Here is a 12,382-nt window from a genome sequence, read left to right as displayed (position 1 = left end):
AACCCGCTCATCGTCGCTGTCGCGCTCGTACAGGAGCCTCCAGTCGTCGACGAGTTGGGCTGGACTTGCATCATCGACCACCGCGCGCTTGGCCAGTTGGACCCAAGGCGCTGCTCCGTCCATGTGCGCGGTGCGGAGAAGATGCCGCTCCTGCTCCAGGGAGCCGATGCGCTGAAGGGCATACAACAGCCACTCCGGATTTGGGAAGGCGCAGCCCGTTGGGCGCCAGAGTCTTCCGTACTCGTCACTAAGCGCACGCCCCCAACTGGCCTCGAAGGTCCCGAGCGCCCCGAGGGCTCCCAGTCGCACCATCAGCGTCCGTTGTCTTTGGATGTGGTCGAGCGTCAGCGACAGCAAATGCCGGCTGGCGTTGAGGATGAGAAGAATCACGTCGCGCTCGCGGCTCACCTCGCCGGCGTAGCGTTCGACGACGTGCGAAAGGCCGCGTTCCAGAAGCCCGAGCCGAGTGTTAACCCAAGTTTAACTGGTATGCCCGCAATCCCTTCCAGTTCATAGAGTTGCTTTGAAGAAAATCAGCGAGTGGCACTACAAGCGCGAGATTCTTCATGTTCGGCGACTCAGACGAGCATCTTGCGTACTCCGCCCGGACTGGGGTCGATGCCAAGGGCCTGGTAGATGCGGTACTGCTCGCGCTCGGCCTGCGTGGTCTTGCGCACATGCAGTGCGCGGCCGTCGGGGCGGCGGAAGGTCGCGGTCACGCGTACCTGGCCGTTGAGGGTCTCGCGCAGGCGCTTCCAGCTTTCGTGGATACCCTGCACGGACAGGCGCCGACGGATCAGCTGCACGAGCTGATAGGCGAGCACGGTGATGAACAGGTGCCCGTCGGCGCGCGCTTCCTTGTGGTGGAAGATCGGGCGCAGTCCCAGCTCCGATTTGAACGAGCGGAACACCGCCTCGAGGTCGGTGAGCATGATGTAGGTCCGCCACAGTTGCTCGCCGTCCCAGCCGCGCTCATTGGTGCGCAGGCAGTAGACCCCGGGATGGGTGTCCATGGTCCCCGCTACGGGCCGGCGCTCCCAGCGGATCGCCTGCGCCGTCTCGCCGCCGGCGTCGGCGACGATCTCGATGTGGTAGTGCTGTCCGGCGCCATGGCTCTTCTCCTTCAGCCGGCCGATGCGCTCCCAGAGCTTGTCGATCTTCTTGGTGGTGCGCGGGCGGCTCAGGCCCTCGTGCATGGCTTGCAGCGCCGCCTCGAAGCGCTGGGCGAACCGCGCGCTGATGCCTTCCTCTTTGCGTGCGCGCGACTCGGAGTAACAGTACAGGCGCACCTCCCCGGCATCGGTATCCTCGACCCGCTGCACGGCGACACGCTCACCGCCGGCCGTGAGCAGATCCATTGCGTCGCTCGCGTCGAATTGGCGTCGGCGCTCGCGGCTGACCACCAGATAGCGGTAGCCCTGCGCGCCCAGCCACGCGACATTCTCTTCGGTGGCGATACCGCGATCCATCACCACCAAGGCCCCCGCCGGCGCCCCCAACCCCCGCAGCATCTCCTCCAAGGTGTCGCCTTCGACCACGTTGCCGTCGAACACCTGCGAGCGGCGCACGAAGCCGCTGCCGTCGAGCACCAGCCCCAAGGTCAGCAGCGGACAGTCGCTGCGTTTCTCCTTGGAGTGGCCGCGTCGGGCCTTGCGGTTGCTCGGCGCCTCGCCCTCGAAGTAGGTATTGGTCAAGTCATACAGCGTCACCGTCCAGTCGAGCCCGAACAGCTCGCTCACGCGGGCGAACACGGCCTTCTCCAGCGCCGCGCGATGGCGCATGAGCACATCGCCGGCCCGGTAGAGCTGCATGAGGCTCATGGCCTCGAAGTCCACATCGAGCAGCTCGCCCAAGGCACTGCGCTCGCACAACCACCGTTGCGTGGCCAGCTCCGAGCCCGGCGCGGCCATGCGCCCCACGATCACGCCCACGACGGCGGCGCGTTGCGGCCCGGTCAGTCCCAACCGCTCCAGCAGGGCGACGAAGTCCACCTGCGCCATCGCCCACAGCCCGAGCGCCTCCACCCCCACGGTGCGCGGGCGCGCGAGCGTCAGGGAATCGATCTCGACGCTGTGCACCTCGGCGCTCGGCTGCGCGCCCGGCGCCGGCTCGGCGCTCGGCGCCTGCGCGCGCGCCAACAACTGCGCCGCCAGGCGTTGCGCCTCGCGCTCGATCAGCAGCGAGCCGCAGCCGCCGAGCAGGACCTCTTGGCCGCTGAGGATCTCCTCCAGGCGCGCGCACAACGTTGGCCAATCCGCCTGCGGTATCGCGAAATGCCGGCCCAGGTTCAACAACGTGACTTGCCGGACCTTCCCCCCCACGCGCTGCGAGCGCACCAATCGATACGTGTAGTAGCGCTCGCCCGTGGCGGTGTTGCGCGTGTGGGTGCGGCGGATATACATGCCCCAAACGCTAGACCACGGCACGCCGCAAGGCAACCGGCCCCTTTGAATGTTATGGCACTACTTCGCCTGCCGAGGCACCTGTGTACAAAGGAATCGGGCACTTACCCGCCAGAAACGGCGAATATCAATGGGGCCAGGTTAAATATGGGTTAATGTCCGAAACCCTGGCCAGGATGGTCGGCAGGGACGCGAGTGCAATCTCGGCGAGGAGTGCATGATCGAGGCCGGAGAGCACAAGCTCTTCCGCCGTGGGGCGCAGGATGCCGCGCCGTTCCCATCGGGGCCGTAACGTAGTGATCAGCTCCGAGTCATCGCAGCAGGCCGCGGCGAGCAGGAGTTTGGCATGGGTATCCGGATTGCTCGCAAGCTGCTCGGCGAGGGGCCGCCGGATCTCTGCGCTGCTCAAACAGGCGCAGTCCGGACGCAGGATCCAGGCGATCGCCAGCAGCAGCCGTTGTTTGGGTGTCAGCGACCGGGCCGCGTGCAAGACCGGTGGCGGGGAGATGTCGACGCCGAGAAGTTGGGAAACGATGAAGCACAGCGTACCGCCGGAGTCGCGCGCCAGCAGGTCGTCCGGCCAATGCTGCGGCCAACGGAGCTCCGGATCTGTGGTGCTCGTCACGAGCGAGTGGGCCAATCGCCACTCGTAAAGTGATCGCGTTGAGAATGCGTCGTATTCGGCGAGGTAAAGTGCGAGGGCCCCGCCCAGTCTGCCGGCATCGAGCATTGAGCTGCTCGCGTCGCGCAGTTCGAGTGTTCTGGCAAAATTCCGTTGGCCGGCCAACATCGTGCGATTTCCACGTCGGTGCGAATCCTAGGTATCAGGGAAAATCGTAAGCGCCGAAGAGACATTCGCGCAACCGAGAATCGGGGGATTGATGGTTAAACACATCGCAGGCGCGTTGCTGGGGACGTTGGTCGTGCTGGTCGCCGAGGCTGCTGCGTTGTCGGCAAACACCGAGCGTGCCCAAGATCTGCTCGCGACGCAGGGCTACGACCCAGGGCCTGTGGACGGCCTGATCGGCCGCAAAACCCTCGACGCGTTGCAGGCCTACCAAGCGGATCATGGTTTGGTTACGACGAGGCGTGTCGACGACGGTACCCTGAAGCGGTTGGAAGTAACGCGTTCGCGCGCGACTGATGCGCTCGATGCGTTGGGATATGCCGACTACTCGGGCTCCACCGACGCCGAGCGCCGTTCAGCGGTGCCGGCGGCGTTGCGGCGGTTCCAGTCAGATCACGGGCTGCCGGTCACCGGCCGCGCCGATCCCGATACGATCGAGGCGTTGGAAACGGAGGTCGGGATCGCCCGGGCGCAGGTGATGCAGGCGACTCCCGGGCCAATGCGCGGGCTGAAGTCTCCGGAGAATGAGGGTGCGGCGCATCACCGTTCAGACGCGCAGGAGATAATCGATGCCGCGGACATAGACCAGCATGAGACTGCGGCGCCATCCGCCAGGGTGGGTGGGGTCACCGGGCAACACATCACGGAATCGGTAGTCCCCGCAACGCGGGACATGTCGTTATCGGGATCGCGGTCTGCTGGCGACTCGGGCGCTTTCGCCGCGCCGCGCCTTGCACCGGCGGCTGCCGGACGCCTGCCGGGCAGACAGCCCGAGACTTCCGCGGATACCGGAGCTGCAGTGGATAGTCTTCGGCCGACTCGGACAGCGCTGCCGACGGCGCTGGGCTCGGTGTTCGTGGCGTGCATTGCGGTGGTGGCAACAACTCTGGCGATTCGGCATCGGTCGCGGCGCGCCCGTGTTCTGGAACGCTTGCGGGCTTGCGGTGATGCGGCCGGCCTCGTGCGACGCCTTGCTCGAACACGCGACCCGAAATATCGGCTTGCCATCGTCCAAGCGCTGTCGGGGCTCGAATCCCCAGATGCCGCGGATGCCCTTGGTGCCGCGGTAGCCGATCCAGACCCGCGGGTGCGGGCCGTCGCAGTTGCTGCATTGGCCAGAGCGCGTGACGCGCGGGCCGTGCGGGCACTTGGAGAATTGGTTGCGAGCACCGAGTCCAGCCTGGGTCTGCGCGAGCGGGCCGCCGTCGCCTTGGGCGAGATCGGCAAACCCGATGGACTGCCGTACCTCGAACGCAGCTGGGGCACTGCGGATTGGCTGATGCGCGGATACATCCTAAGAGCGATCGCGGCGACGGGACATCCCAACGCGGAGCAGACTATCGAGCGGCTGGCGGCATCCCCGGGTCCGGAGCGCAGTGGGGTACTCGACCCCGGACGGACGCTCGCGCATTTGCAGGCAGATGCAGCGACGGCGTTGCGAGCCATGCGGATGAACCCGGCCGGGGGGTCGTCTGGTCGGACATGATCCGGTTGGGCATCCGAGGCGTCGTCGGAGGAGCCTCACTCGGTGGCGCTGTTTTGCAGCAGGCCGCGCACGGCTTCGATCACCTGCGGCGAAACGCGAAAGTTGGTTTCGGCCAGCAGGCGCTGGACGTGCAGGTCGAAGTCGAGCCAGCCGCGCTCGGCGGCATCGGCGAGCACGCCCAGGGTGCCGCTGACGCGCAGTCCGGCGCTCGCCGCGACGCTCCGGCCGATGCGCTCGTCGATCAGCAGCAGGTCGGCTTTGCGGTGAAGGGCGAGGCGGATGGCAGCGGATTCGCCGCGATCGAGGCGTTCCAGGCCGGGAACGGCGAGCAACGGGGCGGACTCGATATCGAGCCAGGCGGGAGCGCTGTCGATGAAGCTCCGCAGTGCCGCCGGGGACGAAGCATGGCGGCATTCGTCGGCGACCTCGGGCGATAGCAGCAGCTTGCCGAAGCGTCGTGGCAGAAGCTCGGCTTGGCCAAGGGTGACGAGATAGCGCAGAACCGATGTGTCGCTGACGACGGTCACGGGTGCGGGATTTCACGCAGCGCGGACAGATCCGCCGCGACCTCGTCGAAGGTTGGGGCGGGCCATGCATCGCGGGCCGAGAGAAATGCTTCCGTCTGCCAAGCGGATGCGTGCTCCAAGAGCTGTCCGACCTCGGCGCGGGACAAGGTGCTGGTCCGATAGGCATCGGCGGCAAAGCCCTCCAGCACGGCACGGGGCACGTCGTCGCAGACGGCTTCGAGTTGTCTCAGCAGCGGATCCGGGATGTTCAGCGTCAGGTTCATGGTGGCGGTCTCGGCGCTCTGGTGCCCTGAGGGTCATGCTCGCGCTTCGGGCAAGCCGGAGCAAGTGCCCGGTCGGGTGCCGGTGGGCGCTCACCCCGCCAACTTCCCCACCACCGTCTCCACCTGCGCAATCCGCTTGGCCGGGTCGGCCATGTCCATGTTGAACCGCAGTGCGCCGGCGGCTTGGTCGAGCTTGTAATCCTTGGGGCGCGATTGAATGAGCGCAATGAGCTTCATGTGGTCGATGTTGGGTTGCTCGCCGAATAGGATGCGCCCGCCTTTAGGGCCGGCTTCGAGCTTTCTGATGCCGAGCGGCTGCACCTTGAGCTTGAGGGCGGTGATGGCGAAGAGGTTCTTGGTGGGCTCGGGCAATAGACCGAAGCGGTCGATCATCTCGACTTGCAGGTCCTTCAGCTCGCCGGGGTCGGCGGCGCTGGCGATGCGCTTGTAGGTGACAAGCCGGGTGTGGACATCGGGCAGGTAGTCGTCGGGCAGCAGCGCCGGCAGGCCCAAGTCGATCTCGGCGCCGTGGTCGAGCGGGCGGTCGAGCTCCGGGGTCTTGCCGGCCTTGAGGGCTTGGACGGCGCGCTCTAAGAGATCCATGTAGAGCGTGAAGCCGATCTCGTGGATCTGGCCGGATTGCTCCTCGCCCAATAGCTCGCCGGCGCCGCGGATTTCGAGATCATGCGTGGCCAGCGTGAAGCCGGCGCCCAGGTCCTCCAGCGACTCGATGGCCTCCAGGCGCTTTTTGGCGTCCTCGGTCATGGTCTTGGGCGGCGGGGTGATCAAGTACGCATAGGCGCGGTGATGGGAGCGCCCGACGCGACCGCGGAGCTGATGCAATTGGGCCAAGCCCAGCTTGTCGGCCCGGTTGATGACGATGGTGTTGGCGCTCGGCACGTCGATGCCGGATTCGACGATGGTGGTGCACACGAGCACGTTGAAGCGGCGGTGGTAGAAGTCCCGCATCACGCGCTCCAGCTCCTTCTCGCGCATTTGGCCGTGGGCGAATTCCACCCGAGCGCTCGGCACCAGGGCCTCGACCTTCTGCGCCATGTTCTCGATGGTCTCGACCTCGTTGTGCAGGAAGTACACCTGGCCGCCGCGGGCGATCTCGCGCTGGCAGGCCTCTTGGATGAGCACGTCGTTCCAGGGCGTGACGAAGGTCTTGATCGGGTGGCGCTCCACCGGCGGCGTGGCGATGATCGACAGGTCCCGCATGCCCGACATGGCCATGTTCAGCGTGCGCGGGATCGGCGTGGCGGTGAGCGTGAGCACGTCCACCTCGGCGCGCAGGTTCTTGAGCTGCTCCTTGTGGCGGACGCCGAAGCGGTGCTCCTCGTCGATGATGGCGAGGCCTAGGTTCTTGAACCGGGTGCTGCCCTGGAGCAGCTTGTGGGTGCCGACGACGATGTCCACGGTGCCGTTGGCCAGCCCGTCCATGACCGCCTTGGTCTCCTTCGGATTGCGAAAACGCGACAGGCTCTCGACCTTCACGGGCCAGTCCGCGAAGCGGTCGGCGAAGTTCTGGTAGTGCTGCTGGGCGAGCAGGGTGGTGGGCACCAGCACGGCCACTTGGCGCCCGCCGCTGACGGCGACGAAGGCGGCGCGCATGGCGACCTCGGTCTTGCCGAAGCCGACATCGCCGCAGACGACGCGGTCCATGGGCTTGGGGTCGGCCATGTCCTGCATGATGGCGTCGATGGCGCGCTGCTGGTCCGGCGTCTCCTCGAACTCGAAGGCGCCGGCGAACTCGATGTACTCCGCCCCCGGGTCCGGGAAGGCGATGCCCTCGCGCGCCGCGCGCCGGGCATAGATGTCGAGCAGCTCCGCGGCGACGTCGTAGGCTTTCTGCGCGGCCTTGCGCTTGACCTTGTCCCACAGGTCGCTGCCGAGGCGGTGCAGCGGGGCGTTCTCGGGCGCGGCGCCGGTGTAGCGCGAGATCAGGTGCAGCGAGCTGACCGGCACGTAGAGCTTGTCGCCCTTCGCGTATTCCAGCGCCAGGAACTCGGCCTTCTGGCCGCCCACCGCGATGGTTTGGAGCCCTAGAAAGCGCCCGACGCCGTGCTCCTCGTGCACCACCGGCGCGCCCTCGTGCAGCTCGGTGAGGTTGCGCACCACGGCCTCGCCTTCGCGGGCTTTGGTCTTGCGTCGGCGCTCCTGGCGCACGCGCTCGCCGTAGAGCTGCGTCTCGGTGATGATCGCAAGCTCGTCCGCGCCGGCCGGCAGCACCAGTGGCTGCTCCAGCGGGGCGACGGTGATAGCGACGGGCATGTCTGCGGTCAGAAAATCCTGCCAGCCCGACACGGGCTTGGGCTGGATGCGGAAGCCCGCGAGCGCCTCCAGCAGCAGCTCGCGCCGGCCGGTGCTCTCGGCGATGAGCAGCGTGCGCCGGCCCGGCGGATCAAGGAAGGCCTTGAGCGCCGCCGCCGGCTGCTCGGCGCGGGCCTGGATGGACAGCGCCGGCGGCGTGGCGGTGTCGAAGTTGTGCACGGCCCCGTAGCCCTTGCGGCGCGACGGCACCTCCGCGGACTGCCAGCAGACGCCGGCGCGGTCGTTCAGGCGCGCGGCCAGGTCGTCGCGGCTTAAGTACAGGCGCGCGGGCGGCAGCAGCGGGCGCTCAGCATCGTGGCGGCGCTGTTCATAACGCTCTTCGATGCGGGCCAGCGCATCGTCGGCGGCGTCGCTCACCTCGGCGTGCTCGAAGGCCAGCGTCGCGTCCGGCAGGTAGTCGAACAGCGTCGCCGTCTCGTCGAAAAAGAGCGGCAGGTAGTACTCGATGCCGCCCGGCATGCGGCCCTCGGACACCTCGCGGTAGATGATGCTGGCCTTGGGGTCCGCGTCGATGGTCGCGCGCCAGCGCTGGCGGAAGCCGGCGATGCCCTCCTCGTCGGTGGGGTATTCGCGTGCCGGCAGCATGCGTACCTCCGTCAGCTTCTCCAGCGAGCGCTGGCTGTCCGGGTCGAAGGTGCGGATGGACTCGATCTCGTCGTCGAATAGATCAATGCGCAGCGGCAACTGGCTGCCCATCGGGAACACATCGAGCAGCGCGCCGCGCACGGCGAGCTCGCCGTGGGCGATGACCTGGGACACGGTTTGGTAGCCGGAGCGGGTCAGCCGCGCGCGGGTGGCGTCCAGGTCCAGCCGGTCGCCGACGCCGAGCACCAGCGCATGGCCGTCGATGAAGCTCCGCGGCGGCAGGCGCTGCAACAGCGTTGCCACCGGCACCACCAGCACGCCGCGGGTCAGCGCCGGCAGCCGGTGCAGGGTCAGGAGCCGCTCGGAGACCAGTTCCGGCAGCGGGGAGAAGACGTCGTAGGGCAGCGTCTCCCAGTCCGGGAAGGTCAGCACCGGGCAGTCGGCGCCATCCAGAAAGAAGCCGAGCGCCTCGCGCAGGCGCTCCGCCGCCGGCATGTCCGGCACGGCGGCGAGGATGGGTCGGTTGGCTCGGGTCGCCGCGTTGGCGATGGCGAGCGCCGCGGCCGCGCCGTAGAGCCGGCCCCACAGCAGGCGCTCGCCGGTGGCGGCGGGCAGCGGGGGGGCGAGGGGGGAGGCAACGGCGGCAAGCTCCGCCGGCGGCAGCATGGACGACGCGCTTTGGCTCATTCTGCGATGACCCCGGCGGCCGCCCGGCTCAGCGTCAGCACGCGCTCCGGCAGGGGCACGTAGCCCAGGTCCGCGGCCTGCTGCTGCGCGGCGTCGCTGGTGGCGTAGTCGATCAGGTCGCGCACGGCGGCGTGGCGCTCGCCGCCGTAGCCCTTGGCATAGAACAGCATCCAGGTCATGGCGGTGATGGGATAGGCGGCGTCGCCTGCCGGGTCGTAGTCCTGGGCGCGCAGATCTGCGGCGCCGCTCGGCAGCTTGGCCTCCGGGAAGGACACCTCGGCCAGGCTCGCGGCGCCGGCGACGACGCTAGGGGCGACAAACTGCCCGGCCTTGTTCTCGAGCCGCGCGAGTGCGCTGACGCCGGCGAGCTTGGCGTAGCCGTAATCCAAATAGCCGATGGCCCCTGGCGTCTGCGCGATGGCGGCGGCGACGCCGTCGTTCATCGCCGCGCGCATGAAGCTCGGCTGCTCCGGCCAGGCCGGCGCCTTGGCGCGGCCGATGTCGCGCTTGAACTGGGCGTCGACGGCGCTGAGATGCGCCGTTAGCACGTCGGTGGCGCGGGCCGCATCGGCGCGCACGCCGACGGTGATGTCGAGCGCGGGCAGGGTCACATCCGGGTTGGCCGCAGCAATGGCGGGGTCGTCCCAGCGGGTGATCCTGCCGGCGAAGATGGCCGGATAGATGGTGCGCGGCAGGCGCAGGTCCGTGACGCCGGGCAGGTTGTAGGCGAGCACGACGCTGCCGGCGGTCATCGGCAGCGCGACGACGCCGCGCGTCACCTTGGCCATCTCCGCGTTGTCGATGGAACGATCGGACGCTGCGAAATCGACGTCGCCTTCGATCAGGGCCTGCACGCCTGCGTCGGTGCTGGTCGCCCGATAGTCGATGCGCGCGCCGGTGCTGTTCCATGCGGAGCGAACGTCGGGATCGCGGGCGAGTTGCTTGAGCCAGGTCGCGTACAGCGGAAACGGGAAGATGGCGCCTGCGCCGCTGAGCGCGGGCTCTGCGGCGGGTGCCGCCGTGGCGAGGCAGGCGAGGAGGATGGCCGCCGGCATGCGGACTGGCATTCGGATCAGTTGACGCTGGGTCACGATGGGCTCGGGCATTCGATGATGAGGATCAGGGCCGCTGGGGGCCGTTACAGCGAAGCGCATTGGCCCGGCCGCATGGGCGTCGAGCGGGCTGGTTGCGGGGGCGCAATTGTCGCACAGGCCGGTTGCGCCTTACGCTGCGGCGGTAGAGACACCGGCAGCGCCGGGGACGCCGCTGCCTGCCCGAAGCGAGCGCCTACCGGTCGCGCGCCGACGCTGGACGCGCGCATAATGGCCTCGGCCGTATGTTTGCCAACCAATTTAGGAGACCGTGATGGTGATTTTCTTGTTCGGGGTTGTGGTGGGTATCGTCGTCGGCTGGAACCTGCCGCAGCCGCCGTGGGCAAAAGACGCCCAGGACAAAGTGACGAACCTCTTCAAGGGGTTCACTGGCAAGAAGGGCTGACCCGCCGGCCCGCGCCGCGGCGATGCGGCGCGGGTCTGCTGGTGCCGAGCGTTGTGACGCCGCGATTGCGGTGCTCCCTGGTCGGCGCATCTTCTGCATCTGCGCGAGCCGGCGCCGCGGTGCCGGTCTCAATCGTCGTTTGCTGACTTCAAGGCGCGGTTTCTCCGCAGAGCCGGTCGCGGTCGCCGCTTCCTGACCGCGAAGCATGTTGCTCCGCAGGCCGAGGCGACGCCGTCCCACGGCACGCATCCCTCTGCCTGACAGTCATCCTCCGCGCCCATCGCGACCCCGGTTGCCGTGGCGGGGCGCGTCCCAGTACCTTGAGCCGCGTTGCGCTTGCTGTCCGCTCGGCCCCTGATCTCGGCTCGCCGGCGGGCGGGAGCGGGCTTGCGTCAGGCGTGAAACCGGGGCGCCGTCGGTCAAAGCGCATGTGCGCTAAGGCCGATCCCGTCATCAAAAATTCACGAAAACGCCTGATTGACGCTCCAGAATGAGCGGCGCGCTCCAGCCCCGGAGCCAAACCTGCTCACCACGACAGATGGAGCACAGAGCCATGATGTACACGAGTTTCCTCAAGTCCGCGGCAATCGCCGGCTGCGTCGCGGCGCTGACCCTAAGCGGTGCGGCCCAAGCCGCCGAGAAGCTGAACGGGTCCGGCGCGAGCTTCCCGGCTCCGATCTACGCCGCCTGGTTCAAGCAGTTCTCGCAGGACAAGGCGGTCAAGAAGGAGTTCAACCCGGACGGCGTCCGCGTTGACTACCAGTCCAAGGGGAGCGGCGCCGGCATCAAGGACCTGCAGGAGGGTGCCGTGGACTTCGCGGGCTCCGACGCGGCCATGAGCGACGAGGAGATCGCGGTGGTGAAGGAGAAGCAGGGCAAGGACGTTGTGCTGCTGCCGATGACGGCGGGTGAAGTGGTGCTGGCCTTCAACCTGGAAGGCGTGAAGGAGCTTAGGCTGCCGCGTGACGTCTACCCGGCCATCTTCGCCGGCGAGATCACCAATTGGAACGATCCGAAGATCGCCGCCGCCAACCCGGGCGTCGAGCTGCCGGACAGCAAGATCACCGTCGTCGTGCGCTCCGACTCCTCGGGCACCAGCTACGTCTTCACCGGCCACCTGGCCGAGATCAGCCCGCTGTTCAAGGACAAGGTCGGCCAGTCCAAGTCCCCGAACTGGCCCGGCCAGGACAACTTCATCAAGGCGCCGAAGAACGACGGCGTGATGGCGCAGATCAAGCAGAACAAGGGCACCATCGGCTACGTCGAGTACGGCTTCGCGAAGCTGACGGGTCACGCGCAGGTCGCGCTGCTCGAGAACAAGGCCGGCAACTTCGTTGCGCCGGGCCCCGCGTCTGGTGCCGACGCCGTCGCCAGCGCCGAGTTCCCGCAGAACACGCTGCCCGGCGGCGCCCCGGACCTGCGTGCCTTCGTGAACGATCCGGCCGGCGACAACGCCTACCCGATCGCGTCCATGACCTGGCTGTTGCTCTACACGGAGTACGAAGCGGCCAAGCTGAAGGCGGTGCAGGACATGATCGCGTACCTGACGAGCGATGCCGCGCAGGGCCAGGCCGACAGTTTCGGCTACATCCCGTTGCCGGCGGACGTGATCGCCAAGGTGCAGGAAGCCCTGAAGGTCATCAAGTAAGACTTTACCTCAGGTGACCGACCCGGACGGGTGCGACAGAGCCGAGGCTTCGTCGCGCCGGTCCGGGGCTTGGCATCTCCGGCGTGGACAGGGCAACGGCAAGGCG

10 protein-coding genes are annotated in these 12,382 nt (G+C 67.7%); 3 read left to right on the top strand and 7 right to left on the bottom strand.

The features are described from left to right. From ML01_RS04215 to ML01_RS04205, 3 genes are all read right to left on the bottom strand, one after another. Positions 1-408 (bottom strand): hypothetical protein (locus ML01_RS04215; RefSeq protein WP_058554144.1); only part of this gene is annotated, 408 nt, incomplete at its 3' end. Positions 409-578: 170 nt separating this feature from the next. Continuing rightward, positions 579-2,402 (bottom strand): IS1634 family transposase, encoded by a 1,824-nt coding sequence (locus ML01_RS04210; RefSeq protein WP_058554143.1) that lies wholly within the window; start codon positions 2,400-2,402, stop codon positions 579-581. A 127-nt stretch (positions 2,403-2,529) separates the two neighbouring features. After that, on the bottom strand, positions 2,530-3,192 hold the full coding sequence (locus tag ML01_RS04205; RefSeq protein ID WP_058554142.1) for a hypothetical protein: 663 nt from the start codon (positions 3,190-3,192) through the stop codon (positions 2,530-2,532). A 91-nt stretch (positions 3,193-3,283) separates the two neighbouring features. Here ML01_RS04205 and ML01_RS04200 point away from each other — a divergent pair, with 91 nt between their 5' ends. Beyond that, entirely contained in the window at positions 3,284-4,735 is a 1,452-nt protein-coding gene (locus ML01_RS04200; protein ID WP_058554141.1) for a peptidoglycan-binding domain-containing protein, read from the top strand. A 35-nt stretch (positions 4,736-4,770) separates the two neighbouring features. On the opposite strand, the gene ML01_RS04195 is transcribed toward ML01_RS04200, so the two are convergent. From ML01_RS04195 to pstS (ML01_RS04180), 4 genes are all read right to left on the bottom strand, one after another. After that, entirely contained in the window at positions 4,771-5,262 is a 492-nt protein-coding gene (locus tag ML01_RS04195) for a hypothetical protein (RefSeq protein ID WP_058554140.1), read from the bottom strand. After that, the gene (locus tag ML01_RS04190) at positions 5,259-5,525 is read right to left on the bottom strand and encodes a hypothetical protein (RefSeq protein ID WP_058554139.1); all 267 of its coding nucleotides are present in this window, start codon (positions 5,523-5,525) and stop codon (positions 5,259-5,261) included. Before ML01_RS04190 ends, ML01_RS04195 begins: the two co-directional genes overlap by 4 nt. 90 nt (positions 5,526-5,615) lie before the next feature. Further along, positions 5,616-9,131 carry a transcription-repair coupling factor gene (gene mfd / locus ML01_RS04185; RefSeq protein ID WP_254045131.1) on the bottom strand — a complete coding sequence of 1,172 codons (3,516 nt, stop codon included), beginning with the start codon at positions 9,129-9,131 and terminating at the stop codon, positions 5,616-5,618. Continuing rightward, on the bottom strand, positions 9,128-10,222 hold the full coding sequence (pstS, locus tag ML01_RS04180; protein WP_216819102.1) for a phosphate ABC transporter substrate-binding protein PstS: 1,095 nt from the start codon (positions 10,220-10,222) through the stop codon (positions 9,128-9,130). The genes mfd and pstS (ML01_RS04180) overlap by 4 nt, the downstream gene beginning before the upstream one ends. 274 nt (positions 10,223-10,496) lie before the next feature. On the opposite strand from pstS (ML01_RS04180), the gene ML01_RS30980 reads away from it, so the two are divergent. Together ML01_RS30980 and pstS (ML01_RS04175) are read left to right on the top strand one after the other, a co-directional pair. After that, positions 10,497-10,628, top strand: a complete 132-nt coding sequence (locus tag ML01_RS30980) for a hypothetical protein (RefSeq protein WP_256363613.1) — start codon at positions 10,497-10,499, stop codon at positions 10,626-10,628. Between the two features lie 553 nt (positions 10,629-11,181). Then, positions 11,182-12,276 carry a phosphate ABC transporter substrate-binding protein PstS gene (gene pstS, locus ML01_RS04175; protein WP_058554136.1) on the top strand — a complete coding sequence of 365 codons (1,095 nt, stop codon included), beginning with the start codon at positions 11,182-11,184 and terminating at the stop codon, positions 12,274-12,276. Positions 12,277-12,382: the final 106 nt, after the last annotated feature.

Origin of the sequence: Thiohalocapsa sp. ML1, from assembly GCF_001469165.1 — a bacterium.
In the GTDB taxonomy this organism is placed as follows: domain Bacteria; phylum Pseudomonadota; class Gammaproteobacteria; order Chromatiales; family Chromatiaceae; genus Thiohalocapsa.
This window is presented reverse-complemented; position numbering and strand designations above follow the sequence as displayed.

Coding starts and splice junctions, on each gene's coding strand:
- ML01_RS30980 (WP_256363613.1), top strand. CDS start 10,497: ATGGTGATTTTCTTGTTCGGGGTTGTGGTGGGTATCGTCGTCGGCTGG.
- ML01_RS04200 (WP_058554141.1), top strand. CDS start 3,284: ATGGTTAAACACATCGCAGGCGCGTTGCTGGGGACGTTGGTCGTGCTG.
- ML01_RS04210 (WP_058554143.1), bottom strand. CDS start 2,402: ATGTATATCCGCCGCACCCACACGCGCAACACCGCCACGGGCGAGCGC.
- pstS (WP_058554136.1), top strand. CDS start 11,182: ATGATGTACACGAGTTTCCTCAAGTCCGCGGCAATCGCCGGCTGCGTC.
- mfd (WP_254045131.1), bottom strand. CDS start 9,131: ATGAGCCAAAGCGCGTCGTCCATGCTGCCGCCGGCGGAGCTTGCCGCC.
- ML01_RS04205 (WP_058554142.1), bottom strand. CDS start 3,192: ATGTTGGCCGGCCAACGGAATTTTGCCAGAACACTCGAACTGCGCGAC.
- ML01_RS04190 (WP_058554139.1), bottom strand. CDS start 5,525: ATGAACCTGACGCTGAACATCCCGGATCCGCTGCTGAGACAACTCGAA.